The organism is Streptomyces africanus (assembly GCF_002150735.1).
Lineage (GTDB): Bacteria > Actinomycetota > Actinomycetes > Streptomycetales > Streptomycetaceae > Streptomyces > Streptomyces africanus.
Genome location: NZ_MUKA01000128.1, coordinates 12,703 through 34,141 on the forward strand (window position 1 = coordinate 12,703; position 21,439 = coordinate 34,141).

Sequence of the window (21,439 nt, forward strand, 5' to 3'; positions counted from 1 at the left end):
GGGTGATCGAAGCCCGTCATCTCCGTGTCCTGCGCGCCGTCGCGGCCACCGGCTCCTTCTCCGCCGCGGGCCGCGAACTGGGCTGCACCCAGCCCGCCGTCAGCCAGCAGATGAAGGCCCTGGAAGCCTCCGTCGGCACACCCCTGCTGATCCGTACGGGACGCGAGATGCGCCTGACCCAGGCCGGCGAGGCGCTGGTGCGGCACGCCGCCGGGATCCTCGCCGGGCTCACGGCCGCGGAGGAGGAGGTCGCCGCCATCGCCGGGCTGCGCGCGGGCCGGGTCCGGCTCGTCTCCTTCCCCAGCGGGAGTTCCACGCTCGTGCCGACCGCCCTCGCCGCCCTGCGCGACGCGCACCCCGGCACCCGGGTCTTCCTGGAGGAGGCCGAACCGCCCGCGTCCGTCGGCATGCTGCGCGAGGGCGACTGCGACGTGGCGCTCGCCTTCCGCTACGAGGGGGCGGCGGGCGCCGAGGAGTGGGAGGACCTCGTCGTACGGCCGCTGCTGACCGACCGGCTCGTCGCACTCGTGCCGGAGCGGCACCGGCTCGCGGGCGCGCAGTCCGTCGCGATCGGCGACCTCGCGCGGGAACCGTGGATCGCGGGCTGCCCGCGCTGCCGCGGCCAGCTCGTCGAGGTCTGTGCGGCGGCCGGCTTCACCCCGCGCATCGACTTCGCCACCGACGACTACCCCGCGGTCGCCGGCCTGGTCGGGGCCGGTCTGGGCGTGGCCGTGCTGCCCCAGCTGGCCATCGAGTCCGTACGGCCCCGGGGGGTACGGACCGTGACGCTGGAACCGGCGGTGCGCCGGGAGATCGTCGCGCTCACCCTGCCGGACCTCGCACAGGTCCCGGCGGTCGCGGCGACGCTCGGCCAACTGGCACGGGCCGCCCACCGCTAGCCACGGCGCAGGCGTGCCCCGGGCGCAGCGCAAGCGTGTCCCAGCCACAGCGCGGGCGCGTCCGCCACGGCGCCGGCGCGTCAAAACCAACGGCACGCGTGTGCGTGCCTGTCTCGCAGAAACGTTCCTTCAGGTGTTCGAGGCGGCGTGCCCGCCGGATGTCGACGCCGACACCAGCCGGTTGCGCGCCCTACCCATCAGCTCTTCGCGCTCGTCCTCGGTCAGTCCGCCCCACACGCCGTACGGTTCCCGCACCGCCAGCGCGTGGGCGGCGCACTCGGCACGCACAGGGCACCTCATGCAGACCTCTTTGGCCGAGTTCTCGCGAGCGCTCCGAGCCGCACCGCGCTCGCCCTCCGGATGGAAGAAGAGCGAGCTGTCCACCCCGCGACAGGCAGCCAGCAGCTGCCAGTCCCACAGGTCCGCGTTCGGTCCGGGAAGGCGGGAGAAATCTGCCATTACGTGACCCCTTGTAGCCGTTTTGGGCGGATCCGGTGTCAACGACCGTACAACTACGATCTAAGGAGATGAAAATATGACTCATTGCGAATCTAGCTCCAGACACTGGCAAAGCGGAAGAAATAGATCCGAACGGGGCATAGGTTGTGATGAAAGTTCGCGGGTCTGTTGCGCATGTCTGCACCGTGTCCGGCCCCTCACGTAGAGTGCCGAAGATGTCAGCCGCCCCCGTAACTCTTTCGAGTGACCGTCGTTGAGAGTGCGAGGCGGTTGAAGGAACAAGCGCTCGGGCGGGCGTCCGAGACGGTCGACCGCACAGGTGACGATTTCGTACCAGCCTGGAGGCTCAAGGTGACGCGCATCAGCTGCGGAGGGCGGCCATGACTTCCGTCCTCGTCTGCGACGACTCCCCGCTTGCCCGAGAGGCGCTCCGTCGCGCGGTCGCAACCGTGCCCGGCGTAGAGCGCGTGACGACGGCGGCCAACGGCGAGGAAGTCCTCCGCCGCTGGGGGGCCGACCGCTCGGACCTGATTCTGATGGACGTACGCATGCCCGGACTGGGCGGCGTCGAGACGGTCCGGCGGCTGCTGTCCGCCGACCCCGGTGCGCGCATCATCATGCTCACCGTCGCCGAGGACCTGGACGGTGTGGCCCTCGCGGTCGCCGCCGGTGCCCGCGGTTATCTGCACAAGGACGCCTCCCGCGCGGAGCTCCGCGCGACGGTGACGCAGGCGCTGGCCGACCCGACCTGGCGGCTCGCCCCGCGCCGGCTGCGCTCGGCCGAGATGGGCGCCGCGCCGACGCTCACGGCGCGTGAGATCCAGGTGCTCGAAGGCATGAGCCATGGCCGCTCGAACGCGGAGATCGGGCGCGAGCTGTTCCTCTCCGAGGACACGGTCAAGACGCACGCCCGGCGCCTGTTCAAGAAGCTCGGCGCCTCGGACCGGGCCCACGCCGTGGCGCTCGGCTTCCGGTGGGGCCTGGTGCGCTAGGGGATGTCCGCAAAGTCCCGCCTGTCCCGCGACGCCCGGCACGCCCTCTCGCCGCACCGGTCGAACACCCACGTACAACCAGTACGCGGGCGTCCGCCCGGCACGCCGAGAGCACGCACCGGACGCCGCAGGGCCCGCCCTCCGGGCGGACGACGGGACTTCACGGACACCCCCTAGGGCCTGTCCTTCGGACCGGGCCGGCTTCGACGCGCGGGCCCCGGCCAGAGCCGGAGAGCGGGGGCACGTGGATGCCCCCGCGCGAGCCGTACACGCCTGCGCCGAGGCCGGCGGCCGACGACAGCCCCGGAGGGGATCCGTCCCCGCCCGGGCGAGGCCGAGAGCCCGGCAGGGTGCGCGCGAGGACCCACGGCCCCGGGATGATCCGAACGGCAGGCCCCAGCGGTCGCAGTGGGGGCACGGAAAGCCAGGTCGGCGGGGGTGGACCGGGGGTCCGCCGGATGCCCGCTGCTCGTTTCGCCGCGGATGCCGCATCCTTGAGGGTGTGGAGTTCCTCGGGGACGAGTCGGTCGAGCGGAAGGGGAGGGCGCAGGGGATGAGTTCCGGCGCACCTGCTCATAACGCTTCGGTGCACAACAACGGGCGCGGTGCCACGGACCCGGCGGCCGCAAGGCACCATGGACCGATGCGCGACGACGAGGCGGTCAATGCCCATGGGGCGATCGGCGCGCTCGTCCACCGCGCCGTCGACGGGGACGAGCAGGCCACGCACGACCTGCTCGCCCATGTCCACCCCCTGGCCCTGCGCTACTGCCGCACCCGTCTGTCCCGCCTCCCGGGCGACGCCCGGCACTTCGTGGAGGACCTCGCCCAGGAGGTCTGTGTGGCGGTGCTTCTCGCACTGCCCCGCTACCGGGACACCGGGCGCCCCTTCGAGGCGTTCGTCTTCGCCATCGCCGCTCACAAGGTCGCCGACCTGCAGCGCGCGGCGATGCGCCACCCCGGCTCGACGGCCGTCCCCTCCGACGAGATGCCGGAACGGCCCGACGACTCCCTGGGCCCGGAGGAGCGCGCCCTGCTCAGCAGCGACGCGGAATGGGCCAAGAAACTGCTGGCCAACCTGCCCGAGAACCAGCGGGAGCTGCTGCTGCTGCGGATCGCGGTGGGCCTCACGGCCGAGGAGACGGGCCAGATGTTGGGAATGTCACCCGGCGCGGTCCGGGTGGCGCAGCACAGGGCGCTGAGCCGGCTGCGGGCGCTGGCCGAGCAGTAGCCCTGCTGGAACAACCCCTTTGTTGAACAGGCGGTGCGCTGCTTCCGTACGAACATACGAAGCCCGGAGCCAGGCGGAACCGTGGAATGAGACAGCCGCGCTTCCCGTTAGCATGGACATCCGCACCGATCAAGGCCATTTGGGGAAGGTGTCATGACTGCCAACGTCGACGGAGTGCCCGGTAAATTCGCGACACTCGGGCTGACCTACGACGACGTGCTGCTGCTGCCGGGTGCATCGGAAGTGCTCCCCAACGCGGTCGACACCTCGTCCCGCATCTCCCGCAACGTGCGGGTCAACATCCCGCTGCTGTCCGCCGCCATGGACAAGGTCACCGAGTCGCGGATGGCGATCGCCATGGCCCGCCAGGGCGGCGTCGGCGTCCTGCACCGCAACCTCTCCGTCGAAGACCAGGTCAACCAGGTCGACCTGGTGAAGCGGTCCGAGTCCGGAATGGTCACCGACCCGATCACGGTGCACCCGGACGCGACGCTCGGCGAGGCCGACGCCCTGTGCGCCAAGTTCCGCATCAGCGGCGTCCCCGTCACCGACGGCAACGGCAAGCTGCTCGGCATCGTCACCAACCGCGACATGGCCTTCGAGACCGACCGCTCCCGTCAGGTGCGCGAGGTCATGACCCCGATGCCCCTGGTGACCGGCAAGGTCGGCATCTCCGGTCCCGACGCCATGCAGCTGCTGCGCCGCCACAAGATCGAGAAGCTTCCGCTGGTCGACGACGCGGGTGTCCTCAAGGGCCTCATCACGGTCAAGGACTTCGTCAAGGCCGAGCAGTACCCCAACGCGGCCAAGGACGCCGAGGGCCGGCTGATCGTCGGCGCCGCCGTGGGCGCCAGCCCCGAGGCGCTGGAGCGGGCCCAGGCGCTCGCCGCGGCCGGTGTGGACTTCCTGGTCGTCGACACCTCGCACGGCCACAACAGCAACGCCCTCAGCTGGATGGCGAAGATCAAGTCGAGCGTGGGCGTCGACGTGATCGGCGGCAACGTCGCCACGCGTGACGGCGCCCAGGCGCTGATCGACGCCGGTGTCGACGGCATCAAGGTGGGCGTGGGCCCCGGCTCGATCTGCACCACCCGGGTCGTCGCCGGTATCGGCGTCCCGCAGGTCACGGCCATCTACGAGGCGTCCCTCGCCGCCCGTCCGGCCGGCGTGCCGCTGATCGGTGACGGCGGTCTGCAGTACTCGGGCGACATCGGCAAGGCGCTCGCCGCGGGCGCCGACACGGTCATGCTGGGCAGCCTGCTCGCGGGCTGTGAGGAGTCCCCGGGCGAGCTGCAGTTCATCAACGGCAAGCAGTTCAAGTCGTACCGCGGCATGGGCTCGCTCGGTGCGATGCAGTCCCGCGGCCAGGCCAAGTCGTACTCCAAGGACCGCTACTTCCAGGCCGAGGTCGGCTCCGACGACAAGCTCGTGCCCGAGGGCATCGAGGGCCAGGTGCCCTACCGCGGCCCGCTGGCCAACGTGCTGCACCAGCTCGTCGGCGGTCTGCGCCAGACCATGGGCTACGTGGGCGCGGCCACCATCGAGGAGATGGAAAGCAAGGGCCGCTTCGTCCGCATCACGTCGGCGGGCCTCAAGGAGAGCCACCCGCACGACATCCAGATGACCGTCGAGGCGCCGAACTACAGCCGCAGCAAGTAGGCCCGGCCTTCCGAGGGCGGCTCCGGAGCATCCGGGGCCGCCCTCGTCGTGTCCGTCGGCGATACTGGAAGACGCTGAAACGCAAAGGGAAAGGCCACCAACGTGACTGAGATCGAGATCGGGCGCGGCAAGCGCGGCCGCCGGGCGTACGCCTTCGACGACATCGCCGTCGTCCCCAGCCGCCGTACGCGGGACCCGAAGGAGGTCTCGATCGCCTGGCAGATCGACGCCTACCGCTTCGAGCTGCCGTTCCTGGCCGCCCCCATGGACTCGGTCGTCTCCCCGGCCACCGCCATCCGCATCGGCGAGCTCGGCGGCCTCGGCGTGCTGAACCTCGAAGGTCTGTGGACGCGCTACGAGGACCCGCAGCCGCTGCTCGACGAGATCGCCGAGCTGCCCGCCGAGGCCGCGACCCGGCGCCTCCAGGAGATCTACGCGGCGCCCATCAAGGAGGAGCTGATCGGTGCGCGGATCAAGGAGGTGCGCGACTCGGGCGTGGTCACGGCCGCGGCGCTCTCCCCGCAGCGCACGGCCCAGTTCTCCAAGGCCGTCGTCGACGCCGGCGTGGACATCTTCGTCATCCGCGGTACGACGGTCTCCGCGGAGCACGTCTCCGGTTCGCACGAGCCGCTGAACCTGAAGCAGTTCATCTACGAGCTGGACGTCCCGGTGATCGTCGGCGGCTGCGCCACGTACACCGCGGCCCTGCACCTGATGCGCACCGGCGCGGCCGGCGTGCTGGTCGGCTTCGGTGGCGGCGCCGCGCACACCACGCGCAACGTGCTGGGCATCCAGGTCCCGATGGCGACGGCGGTCGCCGACGTGGCCGCGGCCCGCCGGGACTACATGGACGAGTCCGGCGGCCGGTACGTGCACGTGATCGCGGACGGCGGTGTCGGCTGGTCCGGCGACCTGCCCAAGGCGATCGCCTGTGGCGCCGACGCGGTCATGATGGGCTCCCCGCTCGCCCGCGCGACCGACGGCCCGGGCAAGGGCCACCACTGGGGCATGGAGGCCGTGAACGAGGAGCTGCCGCGCGGCCAGAAGGTCGACCTCGGCACGGTCGGCACGATCGAGGAGATCCTCACGGGTCCGTCCCACACCCCCGACGGCTCGATGAACCTCTTCGGCGCGCTGCGGCGGGCGATGGCCACGACCGGGTACAGCGAGCTGAAGGAGTTCCAGCGGGTCGAGGTGACGGTGGCGGACTCGCAGCACCGGCGGTAGTCGGTAGCCCCCAGGACGGGACAAGGAAGGGCCTGGTCACTCGGGTGAGTGACCGGGCCCTTTCGCGTGCTCAACTGGCCCTGACGGGGCGCGTGTTGCCGTAGGGGGGCGCGTGGTTGCCTTCGGGCCGGATGGCGCGGTGGAGGGCGGTTCCGAGGCGCTAGTGTCCGTGATCGGCGCCCCAGGTTCTTCTGGGTGCCCCCTTCCAAGGACACGGTTCCGGACCCCGGCCCTCGGGGCCCGGCCCGATTCCGACGTGCCGCCTACCGGGTCAATGGGTGGCGTCGTGGAAGGGGGCGCCCATGGGACGCCACCGCAAGCCCACCCGCTGGGACCGAATCCGTCTTCGGATGGTTCAGTGCCGGAGGAGGTGGATCTTGCGACTTTTCGGATGGTGAGCGGCCGCCCCCAAGAAGACTAGGGGCGGACACTCCGTGATCCATCCAGGAGCCTGCCGCAGTACCCCCTGCGGTGGGCTCCACCTTGCTTCGGATGGTGAGCGGCCGCCCCCAAGAGAGCTAGGGGCGGACACTCCGTGATCCATCCAGGAGCCTGCCGCAGTGGCCACTACGGTGGGCTCCGCCGTCTCCCAAGGTACTGGCGGCGGGGTGCCCCGCGCCACCAGCCCAGGGGGGTCAGCGCCCCCACGCGCCCCCCTTCACAACCGATGCGCCGCCCCCGTGGGCGCCGCCCCCCGCGTGTCCAGCAGCAGCTGTGCCTTCACCGACAGGCCTTGCAGGTCGTACGTGCGGTGCTGCTGGAGGAGGATGGTCAGGTCCGCGTCGGCGACCGCCTCGTAGAGGGAGTCCACGCGGGGGACGGGGCGGTCCAGGACGCTCCAGGCGGGAACGTACGGGTCGTGGTAGCTGACCGACGCGCCCAGTTCCATCAGGCGCAGGGCGACCTCCTGGGCGGGCGTGCCGTGCAGGTCGGCGAGGTCGGGCTTGTAGGTGACGCCCAGGAGCAGCACGCGGGCGCCGCGGGCCGACTTGCCGTGCTCGTTGAGGAGCGTGGCGCCGCGCTGGACGACGTAGCCGGGCATGCGGCTGTTGACCTGCTGGGCCAGTTCCACCATGCGCAGGGTGCGGCCGCCGTGGGTGGTCAGGTCCTGCGGGACGGCGTGGCCGCCGACGCCGGGGCCGGGGCGGAAGGCCTGGAACCCGAACGGCTTGGTCTCCGCGCAGCGGACGACGTCCCACAGGTCGACGCCCAGGTCGTGGCAGAGGACGGCCATCTCGTTGACCAGGGCGATGTTCACATGCCGGTAGTTGGTCTCCAGGAGCTGCACGGTCTCCGCCTCGCGGAGTCCACGCGCGCGTACCACCTTGTCGGTGAGCCGTCCGTAGAAGGCCGCGGCCGACTCCGTGCAGGCCGGGGTGAGGCCCCCGATGACCTTGGGGGTGTTGGCGGGGGTGAAGTCGCGGTTGCCGGGGTCGACACGGCTGGGGGAGTAGGCGAGGTGGAAGTCGCGGCCCGCGCGCAGACCCGATCCCTCCTCGAGGAGGGGGCGCAGGAATTCCTCTGTGGTCCCTGGGTACACAGGTGACTCCAGGATCACAGTGGTGTGCGGGCGCAGCTGTGCGGCCAGGGTGCGGGCGGCCGCTTCAAGCTGGCTCAGGTCGAGTCCGCCGTCCGCGCCCCGCGGCGTCGGTGCGCAGATGACCGCGGTGCGCACCCGGCCGAGCTCGGCGGCGTTCGTGGCCGGCCGGAAGCCCCCCGAGAGCATCCGGCGCTGTTCGGCGGGGCTGAGGGAGCCGGCCTCGGGGCCGGTCCGGTAGCCGATGGTGGCGACACCGGCGGCGACGGCGGCCTGGGCCAGGGGCAGGCCGTACGGTCCGAGTCCGATGACGGCGAGATCTGCGGGCATGGCGTGGCCGTCCTTCCCGATAGCCGAAGTGGGACAAATGCGCAAGCCCTGTGGACAGGACGGGCGAGCGCAATGTCAGACTAGGAGTAAATATGACCGATATGCGGGATTGCTCGCCCGAGTTTCGGTGAGTGTCCCGTGGGCGTTGTCCACAGGCTGTCGGCCCGTGGTGGCTGAAGTCGGGCAACACGGTCAGAATTTGGGCATGGGATACGGACGGGGTCTCACCCGACGGGTGCGGCCGGCGCGACCGAGGCGGCACCAGCCGCCGCGATGAGCGGGAGGCAGCGGTGAGGACAGCGACACTCGGGCCGGCGCAGCGCGCCGAGTCACTCGCATCTATGGCCGAGCGCGAGCTGGACGTGCTGGTGGTGGGCGCAGGCGTGGTCGGTGCGGGCACCGCCCTCGACGCGGCGACCAGGGGCCTGTCCACGGGACTGGTGGAGGCGCGCGACTGGGCGTCCGGCACCTCCAGCCGGTCCAGCAAGCTGATCCACGGCGGCCTGCGCTACCTGGAGATGCTCGACTTCGCGCTCGTCCGGGAGGCCCTGAAGGAACGCGGCCTGCTGCTGGAGCGGCTCGCCCCGCATCTGGTGAAGCCCGTGCCGTTCCTGTACCCCTTGCAGCACAAGGGCTGGGAGCGGCTGTACGCCGGGTCGGGCGTCGCGATGTACGACGCCATGTCCATGGCCCGGGGCCATGGCCGGGGCCTGCCCATGCACCGCCATCTGACCCGCTCTCACGCCCTGCGCGTGGCGCCCTGCTTGAAGAAGGACGCGCTGGTCGGGGCTCTGCAGTACTACGACGCCCAGATGGACGACGCCCGGTACGTGGCCACCCTGGTGCGCACGGCGGTGGCGTACGGCGCGAAGGCCGCGAACCGTGCGCGGGTCACGGGTTTCCTGCGCGAGGGTGAGCGGGTCGTCGGCGCGAAGGTGCAGGACGTCGAGGGCGGCGGCGAGTACGAGATCCGCGCCAAGCAGGTCGTCAACGCGACCGGCGTATGGACGGACGACACCCAGGCGATGGTCGGGGAGCGCGGCCAGTTCCACGTCCGGGCGTCCAAGGGCATCCATCTGGTCGTACCGCGCGACCGGATCCACTCCACGACCGGGCTGATCCTGCGCACGGAGAAGTCCGTGCTGTTCGTCATCCCCTGGGGCCGGCACTGGATCGTCGGCACCACGGACACCGGCTGGGACCTCGACAAGGCCCACCCGGCCGCGTCCAGCGCCGACATCGACTACCTGCTGGAACATGTGAACTCGGTGCTCGCGGTGCCCCTCACCAGGGACGACGTCCAGGGCGTGTACGCGGGCCTGCGGCCGTTGCTCGCGGGCGAGTCGGACGCCACCAGCAAGCTGTCGCGCGAACACACGGTGGCGCACCCGGTGCCCGGGCTCGTCGTCGTGGCGGGCGGCAAGTACACGACCTACCGGGTCATGGCCAAGGACGCGGTGGACGAGGCGGTGCACGGGCTGGACATGCGGGTCGCCGAGTGCGTCACCGAGGACGTGCCGCTGCTGGGCGCCGAGGGCTACCGGGCGCTGTGGAACGCGCGGGCGCGCATCGCCGCCCGGACCGGACTGCACGTGGTGCGGGTGGAACACCTGCTGAACCGGTACGGGACGCTGACCGAGGAACTCCTCGCGCTCATCGCCGAGGACCCGTCCCTGGGCGAGCCCCTGCCGGCGGCCGACGACTATCTGCGCGCCGAGATCGTCTACGCGGCCTCGCACGAGGGGGCGCGGCATCTGGACGACGTGCTGACCCGGCGCACGCGCATCTCCATCGAGACCTTCGACCGGGGAACGCGCAGCGCACGCGACGCCGCCGGGCTGATGGCGCAGGTCCTCGGCTGGGACAAGGACCAGATAGAGCGCGAGGTGCAGCACTACGAGAAGCGGGTGGAGGCCGAGCGGGAGTCGCAGCGCCAGCCGGACGACCTGACGGCGGACGCGGCGCGGCTGGGGGCGCCGGACATCGTGCCGCTGTAGGCGGCTGTTCCCGCGCACTTGGCGGCGCTTTCGACGTCACCCGAACGAGTGCCGGGAACCGGGATCTTCGTTCGGAACCCGGTCGTTCTACGAGGTGCGGGGGCAGAACTCGGCCGCGAGCACCGCGGGTTCGAGACCGGGATCCGCCATCGCGTCCGTGTTCACGCGGAAGGTGAGGACACGCCGGCCGTCGACGGTGGCTGCGGTGCGCACGTAGCTGCCGGATATGTGCCCGTCGTGCCCCCACACCGTCGTGCCGCACGGCAGCTTCTCGGGAAACAGGCCCATGCCGTACACGCCGTGTGCGGCACGGGTGTCGAGCATCTCGCGCAGCCGGCGCGGGGGCAGCAGTCGCCCGCCGAGCAGGGCCGAGTAGAAGCGGTCCAGATCGGCGAGTGTGGTCACCAACTCGCCCGCGGCGCCGGCCACCCGCGGGTCGAGATCGGTGACGTCGGTTCCGTCGGCGGCGTAGGCGCGGCCGTGCGGAGAGGGCAGCGAGGAGCGGGATCCGGGAAAGGAGGTGCCCGTCAGACGCAGGGGAGTGATGATGCGGCGTTCGGCCTCGGTGGCGTACGAGTGGCCGGTGACCTGCCGGACGACCAGGCCGAGCAGGACGTAGTTGGTGTTCGAGTAGGAGAAGCGGCCGCGGACGGCCGGGGGGTGGGTGAGTGCGATGCGTAGGGCCTGACGGGGTGTGACGGGTGCGGTTCCGCGGGTCTTCGCGGTGTAGTCGTACAGGCCGCTGGTGTGGGTGAGCAGGGAGCGCAGGGTCAGCGCGCGGCCGTCGTTGCCCGCTCCCCGCACCAGGCCCGGCAGGTGCCGGTCCACGGTGTCGGACAGCGACAACCGGTGCTCGGCGGCCAGTTGCAGCACGACCGTCGCGATGAACGTCTTCGTGACGCTGCCGGCCCGGAAGTGGTCCGACCGGGCGATTCCCCGCCCGGCGTGGGCATAGCGGGTGGTGGTCCCCTCCTGGGCGAGCAGGGCCGCGGCCGGTGCCCTGCCCCGGGTCACCAGCAGTGGGAGCACCGCGTCCGTCGGCGGAGCGGAGAGGGCCGACGAGTCGGCCGGAGGCAGGCCGAGGAGGGCCACGGACACCGGCAGGGCCAGCAAGGTCCGAAAGGGCGGCACGCGGGTTCCTCCCTGGTCGGGGCGTCGGGGACCCATCATGCAAGGCGGCGCGCCGGGCGCCGCGCCCGGGTTCCGGACGGGCGGGCCCGCGGGGGCGTTTCACCAGGGGGCCCCTGGGGCGCTGGGCACTTGTCGGGTGAGAGACAATGGAGGCTCTGTCAGGGCGGGTTGTATGAGGGGACGCATGTCGGAGGCGGAGCGGGCGGGCACATCTCGTCAGGACACTCGTCAGGACAACAGGGAGCGTCTCCTCGCGGGGCGTTACCGGCTGGGCGAGGTGCTCGGCCGCGGTGGCATGGGCACGGTGTGGCGGGCCCAGGACGAGACCCTGGGGCGGACGGTCGCCGTCAAGGAGCTGCGGTTCCCGTCGAACATCGACGAGGAGGAGAAGCGGCGGCTGATCACGCGGACGCTGCGCGAGGCCAAGGCGATCGCGCGGATCCGCAACAACAGCGCCGTGACGGTCTTCGACGTGGTCCAGGAGGACGACCGGCCCTGGATCGTGATGGAGCTCGTCGAGGGCAAGTCGCTCGCCGAGGTCATCCGGGAGGACGGCCTTCTCGAACCGAAGCGGGCCGCCGAGGTCGGGCTCGCCGTCCTGGACGTGCTGCGGTCCGCGCACCGCGAGGGCATCCTGCACCGCGACGTGAAGCCGTCGAACGTGCTGATCGCCGAGGACGGCCGGGTCGTGCTCACGGACTTCGGCATCGCCCAGGTCGAGGGCGACCCGTCCATCACCTCGACCGGCATGCTCGTCGGCGCGCCCTCCTACATCTCCCCGGAGCGGGCGCGCGGGCACAAGCCGGGCCCGGCGGCCGACCTGTGGTCGCTCGGCGGGCTGCTGTACGCGGCGGTGGAGGGCACGCCGCCGTACGACAAGGGGTCGGCCATAGCGACGCTCACGGCGGTGATGACCGAGCCGTTGGAGGAGCCGAAGAACGCCGGCCCGCTGAAGGACGTCATCCACGGGCTGCTCAACAAGGACCCCGCCCAGCGGCTCGACGACGCGGGCGCCCGGGCGATGCTGAACTCGGTCATCCACGCCCCCGCGCCGGCCGAGCCGGAGCCGATGGACGCGACGAAGGTGGTGCCGCTGCCGGCGCAGCCGGACAAGTCCTCGCGCAAGGGGAGTTCGGCGGGGTCCGGGAGCAAGCGGAGCGAGGAGCCGGGGGAGCGGTTGCGCGGGGCGCTGCGCTCGGTGCGCAAGGCCGCCGCGGGAACGGCCGGGGCGTCCGCCGCGTCCCGGACCGGGTCCGAGGACGGCACGGCCTCGTCCGGACCGGAGGGCGCGAAGGCCGGGGCCGGGGACGCCGGTGCGTCCGTGCCGGCGTCGGGCTCGGCATCGGCCTCGGGGGCGGCTGCCGGGACCGGGGCCGGTGCGCAGGGGGCGAAGGCGACGTCCGGGGGCCGGAGTTCGGGGTGGCCCGTCATGCCGCGGCCGGATCTGCCGCCGCGGCCCGCGCCCCGGGCGCCGCTCACCGACGTGGTGCCGCGGCGCACCATGATGATCATCGCCGCGGTCGTGGTGCTGGCCGTGATCGGCACGGTGCTCGCCATCGCGCTCAGCGGAGACGACAAGGACGCGAAGGGGGCCGCCGGCGGGAACGGCGGCAAGACCGCCGCCACCGCGTCCACCAGCGCCGACACCAAGGGCGACAAGAGCGACGGCACGCGCACCGACAACACGGCGACGCAGCCCGCGTCGTCGGCGCCCGCCTCGAACAGCACGCCCGGCGACCGGGCGAGCGAGTCCTCCGACGGCGGCAAGGGCACCGCCGCGACGTCGACGCACCAGGGCAGCCAGGGATACTCGATCGGACTGCCGAAGGGGTGGAAGTACCAGTCCACGGGTGCCGCGGGCGACCGGTTCACCGGCCCCGACGGGCAGAAGCTGCTCATCGCCTGGACGTCCACGCCCAAGGGCGACCCGGTGGCGGACTGGAAAAACCAGGAGCGCTACATGGTGCGCGCGCAGTACAAGAAGATCCGCATAGAGCAGGTGGACTACCGCGACTGGAACACGGCCGACTGGGAGTTCACCTACGTCGAGAGCGGCACCAAGTACCGGACCATCGACCGCGGGTTCGTCGTCGACGACCGGCAGGGCTACGCGCTGATGTACACGGCGAAAGCGGCCGGCTGGGGCGGTGAGCTGCGCAAGCAGACCTGGCGGACGCTGACCAAGACCTTCGAACCCAAGTCCTGAGCATGAGCGGCCCCGGGTTTGGGGAGTGAGATCTGGCATCCCCCCATGCGGGTTGCCTGCGGCACGTATCGTAAATGTTTGCGGACCGTGCGCAGCCGGAACGGACCGTGGGGCGAACGGATGTGACCGACCAGGCTGCCGGGGGAGGCATCGTGGACGACTATGCGGGACGGGTGCTCGCCGACCGCTACCGCCTGCCGCTGCCGCCGTCCGACGAGTACGAACTCACCGAGTCCCGGGCCTTCGACACCTACAGCGGGCAGGAAGTCCTGGTCAGGGCAGTGCCGTTGCCGGAGGTGGTCGAGGCGGAGGTCCTCGACGCGGAGGGGCTGCCCGACGGCTTCACGGCACGTGACGCCGGCGCGCGCGGACCCGGCGCCCGTGCGGGGACCCGGCGGCCCACGGACCCGGTGGTACGGCGTGCGGTCGAGGCCGCGCAGGCCGCGGCGGCCATCCCCGACCATCCCCGACTCGACCAGGTCTTCGACGTGTTCGCCGAGGGCGGTTCGCTGTGGATCGTCAGTGAGCTGGTGGCCGCGCGTCCGCTGGCGGCGCTGCTCGCCGAGAAGCCGCTGACGCCGTACCGGGCGGCCGAGGTGGCCTCCGACGTCCTCATGGCGCTGCGGGTGCTGCACGGGCACGGCTGGGTGCACCGGAACATCACCGCGCGGACGGTCCTCGTCTGCGACGACGGCCGGGTGATGCTGACCGGGCTGGCGGTGGGCGCGGCGGAGGAGGCGCTGTGCGGGTACGACCCCGTTCCGGCTCCGGCCTTCGGCGAGCCCGGCCGGGAGACCGGTGGCGCCGGGGTGGCCGAGGGCGTCGGCGGCCCGGTCGGTGCCGGGGGCTCAGGAGGCGTCGGCGGCCCGGGTGTTGCCGGTGGTCCGGGCGGCGGCGGTGGCGCGGGTGATCCCGAGGCCGCGCGGCGGGCCGCCATAGAGGCTCGGGAGGCCCGGGGACTGCCGGCGGCCGGAGCCGACGCGGACAGCGGGGGCGCGCCCGTGCCGGCCCGCAGGAGCGCGGAGGACAGCGAGGACCCGCGGGCCGCGCGAGCCGGGGCGATCGCGGCCTACCGGGCGGGTGCCCGGGCCGCGGCCCGGGTCCAGGAGACGCAGAACGGCCGGGCGGCCCTGCCCGGCGCGCGGCCCGCCCCGGACGACGGACCCGGGCCCCACGGCAACGGCCCGGCGCGGTCGCCGTACGTCCCCGGACAGAGCACGGGGCCCGGCGGGATCGCACCGGGGCAGATAGCCGACCCCTACGGCGTCGGCGGCGCCCCCCGGGCGACCGGCTGGCACGGCGCCACCCCCCGCGGCGGAACAGGCGGCACGCCCTCGCCGCAGGGACAGGAACAGACGGCGCTCCCGCCGGCCCCGGATACCGCCGCCCCCGGCGAGCCCACCCGGTGGGACGACCTGGTCGCCCACACCCCCGCGCCCCGGCGCGGCCCGGCCACGGCGCTGGCAGCCGAGCGGGCACGGCAGGCGCGGATGGCCGTGGTGGGCCCCGTGACGGAGCGCTGGGCGCCGGAGCAGGCCGGACCCGTGCACGAGAACTGGCAGTTGGCCGCGCCGATCGGTCCCGCCACCGACCTGTGGGCGCTCGGCGCGCTGCTCTTCCGGGCCGTGCAGGGGCATGCGCCCTACCCGGAGGAGTCGACGGCCGAGCTGGTGCAGATGGTGTGCGCGGAACCGCCGGCGTACGCCGAGGAGTGCGGGCCGCTCAGGCCGGTCGTGGAGTCGCTGCTGCGTCAGGACCCGACCGAGCGCCTCGACTTCGAGGAACTGCGCGGCTGGCTGCGCTCGCTGGTGCGCTCGGCGCCCGAGCCGGAGGCCGGGGTGCACGTCGTCGCGGCGCCGCCCGTCGACGCGAGCCGGCTGCCCGTCGTACGGCGCCGGGGGGAACTCGTGCGCAGACGGCGGGCCGGACTGCCCGCGCACCACGGGCGGCACAAGCGGGCCAAGGAGTCCCGGTCGCCGCACCGCCTCGGCCGCACCCTGCTCCTGCTCGTCCTGCTCGTGATGGCCGCGGCGATCGCCTACGCCGTGCTCTTCATGCCCAAGTCGCAGACCGACGGCGCGGCAGGCACCGACCGGACCGGTGTCGCCGGTGAGGCCGGCCAGGCGCCCGAGCCGGAGTCCAGCGGCGAGCCCCGGCCCGACCGGACGTCACCCGAGCCCGAGAAGAACCCGTCGACGTCGGCCGGTTCCACGCAGACGCAGACCACCGGCCCCGAGGTCGCCGACGGCTTCACCCTGCGCAAGGACGTGGCGGGCTTCCAGGTCGCCGTCGCCAAGGGCTGGGGCCGCACCGCGCGGGGTGGCAGCGGCCAGGTCGTCTACGCGAAGGGCGACTTCGAGCTCATCGTCGTACCGGGCCGGGACAGCGCGTCGGAGCACGGCAGCGATCCGATGGTCTACCAGCGGGAGAAGGAGCGCGAGTTGCAGCCGTACCGCGACTCCAGCTGGGCCACCTCCACGGGGCTGAAGACGATCGAGGTGGGCGGGCGGACCATGGCCGAGGGGCAGTTCACCTGGAGCGGCGACGGGGGCGAGCTGTATGTGCGCAACCTCGCGATGCTGGTCGGCGGGCGGTACCACGTGGTCCAGGTGCGGGGTCCGGAGTCGGAACGGGACGAGGTGACGCGGTTGTACGAGCAGGCGGCGGCGACGTACCGGGTGACGAAATGATCTTCTGACCCGAATGCCGTGCGCTGGAGTTCACCTCGCGGTTCCCTCCCGTCTCAGGCGGCGACAACCGTCACAGTGCGGTCACCGTGGTACCCCGCTTGTTCCCTGGGGCAGAGCGGGTCCTTACGCTGACCCTGTCAAGACCATTGCGGGGCAACGTGAATCAGATGCAGGGCCTGCTCGTCGCGGGCCGCTACCGGCTCGCCGACTCCATCGGCAGTGGCGGCATGGGCCGGGTATGGCGAGCACATGACGAGGTGCTGCACCGGTCCGTCGCCATCAAGGAGCTGACGGCCGCCCTCTACGTCTCCGAGAGCGAGCAGGCCATCCTGCTGGCGCGCACCAGGGCCGAGGCCAGGGCCGCCGCGCGGATCAACCACTCCGCGGTCGTCACGGTGCACGACGTGCTGGAGCACGACGGCCGCCCGTGGATCGTGATGGAGCTGGTCGAGGGCCGCTCCCTGGCCGACGCGGTCAAGGAGGAGGGGCGCGTCGAACCGCGCGAGGCGGCGCGCATCGGCATGTGGGTGCTGCGGGCCCTGCGCGCCGCGCACACCGCCGGCGTCCTGCACCGCGACGTCAAGCCGGGCAACGTCCTCCTCGCCCGGGACGGACGTGTCCTGCTCACCGACTTCGGCATCGCCCAGATCGAGGGCGACACCACCATCACCCGGACCGGAGAGGTCGTCGGCTCGGTCGACTACCTGGCGCCCGAGCGCGTGCGCGGCCACGACCCGGGCCCGTCCTCCGACCTGTGGGCGCTCGGCGCGACGCTCTACACGGCGGTCGAGGGGCGCTCGCCGTTCCGCCGCACCACCCCGCTGACCACCATGCAGGCCGTGGTCGAGGAGGAGGCCGACCAGCTTCAGCACGCGGACGCGCTCACGCCGGTCATCACCGCCCTGCTGCGCAAGGATCCGGCCACCCGGCCCGACGCGTCCGAGGCCGAGCAGATGCTCGCCGAGGCGGCGGAGGGGCGGCGGCCGAGCGGGGCGCAGGCGTATGTGCCGACGCAGTACGGGGGGCCGTCGCCGTACCGGGAGGCGCACAGCGGGACCGGCGCGTCCGGCATGCACCCTTCCGGTACGTACCCGTCCAGCAGGGATACCGCCGGCACCGGCACGTCCCGCACGGACACGGCCGGTACCGGCTCGGGATCGCACACCGGGACGCCGCTCCCGCCGCTGGCCGGGACGCCCGCCGACGGGAGGCCGACGGCCGGTACGGCCACCCCCGGCACCGCCGCAGCCGGGGCCTTCGCCAACGGGCACGGGACGCCCGGCCCCACCATGGTCGGCCCGATGGCTCCGGGGCCGCGGCCGGCCGGTTCGGGCCGGCGCCGTCGGCTGCGCACCCTCGCCCTCGTCGTCGCGCTCGCGGCCATCATCGGCGGAGGCACCGCGGTGGTGCTCCAGCAGTGGAACGAGAGCCGGCAGACGCCGGGCGCCGTATCGGGCTCGCCCGGTACGACGAGCGCGGAGCGGCCCGGGGGCTCGGTGCCCGCCGGCTGGACCCGCCGCGACGACCCCGTGGGTTTCAGCCTCTACCTGCCCAAGGGCTGGAAGCGCCAGACCTTCGGCCCGCAGGGCGAGCTCAAGCAGATCGACTACACACCCGACGGCGGCCGGCACTTCGTCCGGATCGCCGTCGACACCTCCCCGGACTTCGCCGACCCGTACGCCCACCAGCTCGACCTGGAACAGCAGTTGCAGCGGCTGGTCGACTACAAGCGCGTGCAGCTGAAACGCAACGTCTACCGTGACCGGGACGGCGCGCTGTGGGAGTACACCTGGACCGCGCAGGCGAAGGACACCAAGTTCCCCGGTCCGCGCAGGGCCATCGAGGAGACGTACGTCGCCCGTGACGGCACCGAGTACGCGCTCTACATGTCGGCGCCCGCGCAGGACTGGCCGAAGGCGCGCAAGCAGTTCACGGCGCTGTTGCAGGGCTGGCACGAGAAGACCCCCTGACGCGGCGGGCCCCTGCCCGGGACCCCTGGCACAGGGCCATGTGTTTCGGCCACCCGCGGGCCGCTGCTCCCGGAGCCCGTTCCTCCGTTGGGGCATGATGGCCGCATGGGGACCGAGGGACACAACATGCGTGTCATCGCGGGCCGTTACCGGCTCGAGGCGAGGCTCGGGCGCGGTGGCATGGGTGTGGTCTGGCGGGCGACCGACCAGCTGCTCGGCCGGGGCGTGGCCGTCAAGGAGCTCCCTTACGACGAGACGCTCTCCGCGGCGGAAGCGCGCCGGCAGCGGGACCGTACGCTGCGCGAGGCGCGGGCCGTCGCCCAGCTGAGCCATCCGCACATCATCGTCGTCCACGATGTCGTCGAGGACGGCGAACGCCCGTACATCGTCATGGAGTTGATCGAGGGCGGCTCGCTCGCCGACCGGCTCGCCACCGAAGGCCCGGTCGACGCCGCCGAGGCCGCGCGGATCGGCATCGCCCTGCTCGGCGCGCTGCGCGCCGCGCACGCGGCCGGGGTGCTGCACCGCGACCTCAAGCCCGACAACGTGCTGCTGGAGGCCGGTACCGACCGGGTCGTCCTCACCGATTTCGGCATCGCCCAGGTCGCGGGCGCCCCCACGCTCACCGAGAGCGGGTCCTTCGTCGGCTCGCCCGAGTACACGGCGCCCGAGCGGATGTCCGGAGTCAGGACCGGGCCCGAGTCCGACCTGTGGTCGCTGGGCGCGCTGCTGTGCGCGGCCCTCAGCGGCGAGTCGCCGTTCCACCGGGACTCGCTGGGCGGGGTCCTGCACGCGGTCGTCGTCGGCGACATTCGCCCGCCCGCGCAGGCCGGGCCGCTCCTGCCCGTCGTACAGGGCCTGCTGGAGCGCGATCCGGACCGGCGGCTGGACGCGGACCGGGCGGAGCGGATGCTGCGGGCGTTCCGCGAGACGGGCAGTACGCCGCATGCTCCGCCGCCCGGATACGCGCCGACGGTGCGGGACGCCTCGCACGGACGGCCGCAGGACAGCGCCGACCGGCAACCGCCGATGCCGCCGACGGACCTGCCCGGCCCGGACCCGCGGCACGAGCAGTTGATCCGACAGCCCACGCGCCGGGTCCTGGTGGCCGCGCTGCTGGTCGCCGCCATGGCCGGGGCGGGCGTGTCGGCGGCGGCGCTGCTCACGGACGAGGGCGGTGGGGACGGCGGCCGTACGCCGAAGAGCTCGGCGCCGACGACGCCGTCGGCCGGCCCGTCCTCCCACGGCACGCGCACTCCTGGCACTCCCGCGGCCACCAGCGCCACCACGACCGCTGCCACCTCGTCCTCGCCCTGACCCGAGTGCGACCGATGAGCCCCGTACCGGCATAAAGGGAGATAAGCCCCGGACCGCGTCACGGGTCCGTGACCGGGACGCGTCCGTGCTGGATGCGCAAGCGCTTGGCGCGGTATGGATGACCTCATGAGCAACAACGGGGGAGCCCGAGCCGGGGCCGACGAGCCAACGAGTTTCGCTCTGCAACCACCGCATCAGCCGAATCCACCGGCGCCGGTACCGGGCAACCCGTACGCGACGCCCACCCAGGTCGTGCCGCCCCACTCGGCGGCAACGGTCCAGGATCCCGGAGCCGGGCGGCTCATCGCCGGGCGTTACCGGCTGATCGCCAAGCTCGGGCACGGCGGCATGGGCACGGTGTGGCGCGCCAAGGACGAGACGGTGGACCGGGAGGTCGCCGTCAAGGAACCCCGCGTCCCGGAGCATCTTCCCGACCGCGAACGTTCCAACGCCTTCGAGCGGATGCGCCGCGAGGCACGTGCCGCGGCCCGGCTCGACCACCCGGCGGTGGTCGACGTCCACGACGTCGCGGTCGTGGAGGGGCAGCCGTGGATCGTGATGGAGCTCGTACGGGGCCGTTCGCTGGGCGACGCGCTCCAGGAGGGCACCCTGTCCGCGCGCGAGGCGGCCCGGATCGGCCTGGAGGTCCTCGGCGCGCTGGAGGCCGCGCATGCGGCGGGCATCCTGCACCGCGACGTGAAACCGGACAACGTGCTGCTCGGCCGCTACGACCGGGTCGTCCTCACCGACTTCGGCATCGCACAGATCGAGGGCGAGACCAACCTGACCGACACCGGCGGCTTCGTCGGCTCGCCCGAGTACATCGCACCCGAGCGGGTGCTGGGCCAGCGCCCGGGTCCGGCCAGCGACCTGTGGTCCCTGGGTGTGGTGCTGTACGCGGCGACGGAGGGCGTCTCGCCGTTCCGCCGCAGCAACACCCCCGCCACACTCCAGTCCGTCCTCAACGCCACGCCCGCGCCGCCCGCCTCCGCCCGGGGCCCGCTCGCCGAGGCCATCACGAGCCTGCTGCACAAGGACCCGGCCCGCCGCCCGGACGCCGCCCGGGTGCGTGCCCTGCTGGAGGCCGCCGCGAACCCGCCGGCCGTCCAGGCCACGCAGGTCGTCCCCGTGACGGACGGTCAGGGCCGAAGACTCCGGCTCGGCCGGAAGGGGTGGGCCGGACTCGGTGCGGCGGTCGTCGCGGCGGCGGTGACGGCGTACCTGGTGCTCGCGAACCCGTTCGCCGGGCCGCTGCCCGACGGCTGGACGACACGCCAGGAGAAGGACCTCGCCGCGTCGCTGGCCGTCCCCGGCGACTACCAGCGGACCGTGCCCGACCGTACGTCGGACCAGGGGCACTGGGTCACGTACACCGACTGGAGCGGCAGCATCTGGATCGGCCTGACGCTCGACAGGAAGTCGGAGGACACCAGCCGCACCATCGCCGGCTCCGCGGCCGCCGAGATGTACGACGACGACGGTGGGTTCAAGGACAGCGGCAGCTACAGCCTGGACATGCCCGAGAACCCGAAGACGGACCCCAAGGAGACCACCTACCGGGGGAAGAAGGCCGCCCAGAACACGGTCACGTACGACACCGACGACAGCGAGAACCCCCGTCCCCGCGAGCTCAGGATCTTCTACTACCGGAGCTCCGGCGGCGACATGTACAAGCTCACCGTCAGCTACCCGGGCAAGGGCGACTTCACGAAGCGCGGGCAAGAGGTGGCCGACACGGCGATCGCGAACCTGGACATCGACGGGACCTGAACCGGCGCCCGGCCACTGCCTCGC

Annotated in this window: 14 protein-coding genes; 11 read left to right on the forward strand and 3 right to left on the reverse strand. The window is 72.6% G+C overall.

The genetic code is table 11. The annotated features are described in order from the left end of the window. Positions 1-2: 2 nt before the first annotated feature. Positions 3-899 carry a LysR family transcriptional regulator gene (locus tag CCL05_RS18105; RefSeq protein ID WP_086561541.1) on the forward strand — a complete coding sequence of 299 codons (897 nt, stop codon included), beginning with the start codon at positions 3-5 and terminating at the stop codon, positions 897-899. Positions 900-1,028: 129 nt separating this feature from the next. On the opposite strand, the gene CCL05_RS18110 is transcribed toward CCL05_RS18105, so the two are convergent. After that, positions 1,029-1,358 carry a WhiB family transcriptional regulator gene (locus CCL05_RS18110; protein ID WP_086561542.1) on the reverse strand — a complete coding sequence of 110 codons (330 nt, stop codon included), beginning with the start codon at positions 1,356-1,358 and terminating at the stop codon, positions 1,029-1,031. A gap of 380 nt (positions 1,359-1,738) precedes the next feature. On the opposite strand from CCL05_RS18110, the gene CCL05_RS18115 reads away from it, so the two are divergent. The 4 genes from CCL05_RS18115 (at position 1,739) to CCL05_RS18135 (ending at position 6,467) form a co-directional block, all read left to right on the forward strand. After that, a complete protein-coding gene (locus tag CCL05_RS18115; protein WP_003948568.1) occupies positions 1,739-2,350 on the forward strand; it encodes a response regulator transcription factor in 612 nt (203 codons plus the stop codon). A gap of 643 nt (positions 2,351-2,993) precedes the next feature. Continuing rightward, positions 2,994-3,581, forward strand: a complete 588-nt coding sequence (locus CCL05_RS18125) for a sigma-70 family RNA polymerase sigma factor (protein WP_086561543.1) — start codon at positions 2,994-2,996, stop codon at positions 3,579-3,581. Positions 3,582-3,734: 153 nt separating this feature from the next. Beyond that, positions 3,735-5,240, forward strand: coding sequence for an IMP dehydrogenase (gene guaB / locus CCL05_RS18130; RefSeq protein WP_086561544.1), 1,506 nt, complete (start codon positions 3,735-3,737; stop codon positions 5,238-5,240). 102 nt (positions 5,241-5,342) lie between these two features. Then, positions 5,343-6,467 carry a GuaB3 family IMP dehydrogenase-related protein gene (locus tag CCL05_RS18135; RefSeq protein ID WP_020276389.1) on the forward strand — a complete coding sequence of 375 codons (1,125 nt, stop codon included), beginning with the start codon at positions 5,343-5,345 and terminating at the stop codon, positions 6,465-6,467. Between the two features lie 658 nt (positions 6,468-7,125). On the opposite strand, the gene CCL05_RS18140 is transcribed toward CCL05_RS18135, so the two are convergent. After that, positions 7,126-8,334: a nucleotide sugar dehydrogenase gene (locus CCL05_RS18140; protein ID WP_086561545.1), complete on the reverse strand. Its 1,209-nt coding sequence runs from the start codon at positions 8,332-8,334 to the stop codon at positions 7,126-7,128. Between the two features lie 290 nt (positions 8,335-8,624). Here CCL05_RS18140 and CCL05_RS18145 point away from each other — a divergent pair, with 290 nt between their 5' ends. Continuing rightward, positions 8,625-10,331, forward strand: a complete 1,707-nt coding sequence (locus tag CCL05_RS18145; RefSeq protein WP_086561546.1) for a glycerol-3-phosphate dehydrogenase/oxidase — start codon at positions 8,625-8,627, stop codon at positions 10,329-10,331. An 87-nt stretch (positions 10,332-10,418) separates the two neighbouring features. On the opposite strand, the gene CCL05_RS18150 is transcribed toward CCL05_RS18145, so the two are convergent. Beyond that, positions 10,419-11,462, reverse strand: a complete 1,044-nt coding sequence (locus CCL05_RS18150; RefSeq protein ID WP_086561547.1) for a serine hydrolase domain-containing protein — start codon at positions 11,460-11,462, stop codon at positions 10,419-10,421. A gap of 184 nt (positions 11,463-11,646) precedes the next feature. Here CCL05_RS18150 and CCL05_RS18155 point away from each other — a divergent pair, with 184 nt between their 5' ends. The 5 genes from CCL05_RS18155 to CCL05_RS18175 all read left to right on the forward strand — a co-directional run bounded on the left by CCL05_RS18155 (position 11,647) and on the right by CCL05_RS18175 (position 21,415). Further along, complete coding sequence (locus CCL05_RS18155; protein ID WP_086561548.1) at positions 11,647-13,668, forward strand: serine/threonine-protein kinase; 2,022 nt, start codon at positions 11,647-11,649, stop codon at positions 13,666-13,668. Positions 13,669-13,820: 152 nt separating this feature from the next. Then, entirely contained in the window at positions 13,821-16,358 is a 2,538-nt protein-coding gene (locus CCL05_RS18160; protein WP_086561558.1) for a protein kinase, read from the forward strand. A 167-nt stretch (positions 16,359-16,525) separates the two neighbouring features. Further along, positions 16,526-18,328 carry a serine/threonine-protein kinase gene (locus CCL05_RS18165; protein ID WP_086561549.1) on the forward strand — a complete coding sequence of 601 codons (1,803 nt, stop codon included), beginning with the start codon at positions 16,526-16,528 and terminating at the stop codon, positions 18,326-18,328. 105 nt (positions 18,329-18,433) lie between these two features. Beyond that, on the forward strand, positions 18,434-19,645 hold the full coding sequence (locus CCL05_RS18170; protein ID WP_086561550.1) for a serine/threonine-protein kinase: 1,212 nt from the start codon (positions 18,434-18,436) through the stop codon (positions 19,643-19,645). Between the two features lie 126 nt (positions 19,646-19,771). Beyond that, on the forward strand, positions 19,772-21,415 hold the full coding sequence (locus CCL05_RS18175; RefSeq protein ID WP_086561551.1) for a serine/threonine-protein kinase: 1,644 nt from the start codon (positions 19,772-19,774) through the stop codon (positions 21,413-21,415). Positions 21,416-21,439 lie beyond the last annotated feature (24 nt).

Coding starts and splice junctions, on each gene's coding strand:
- CCL05_RS18110 (WP_086561542.1), bottom strand. CDS start 1,358: ATGGCAGATTTCTCCCGCCTTCCCGGACCGAACGCGGACCTGTGGGAC.
- CCL05_RS18115 (WP_003948568.1), top strand. CDS start 1,739: ATGACTTCCGTCCTCGTCTGCGACGACTCCCCGCTTGCCCGAGAGGCG.
- CCL05_RS18125 (WP_086561543.1), top strand. CDS start 2,994: ATGCGCGACGACGAGGCGGTCAATGCCCATGGGGCGATCGGCGCGCTC.
- guaB (WP_086561544.1), top strand. CDS start 3,735: ATGACTGCCAACGTCGACGGAGTGCCCGGTAAATTCGCGACACTCGGG.
- CCL05_RS18140 (WP_086561545.1), bottom strand. CDS start 8,334: ATGCCCGCAGATCTCGCCGTCATCGGACTCGGACCGTACGGCCTGCCC.
- CCL05_RS18155 (WP_086561548.1), top strand. CDS start 11,647: ATGTCGGAGGCGGAGCGGGCGGGCACATCTCGTCAGGACACTCGTCAG.
- CCL05_RS18165 (WP_086561549.1), top strand. CDS start 16,526: ATGCAGGGCCTGCTCGTCGCGGGCCGCTACCGGCTCGCCGACTCCATC.
- CCL05_RS18170 (WP_086561550.1), top strand. CDS start 18,434: ATGGGGACCGAGGGACACAACATGCGTGTCATCGCGGGCCGTTACCGG.
- CCL05_RS18175 (WP_086561551.1), top strand. CDS start 19,772: ATGAGCAACAACGGGGGAGCCCGAGCCGGGGCCGACGAGCCAACGAGT.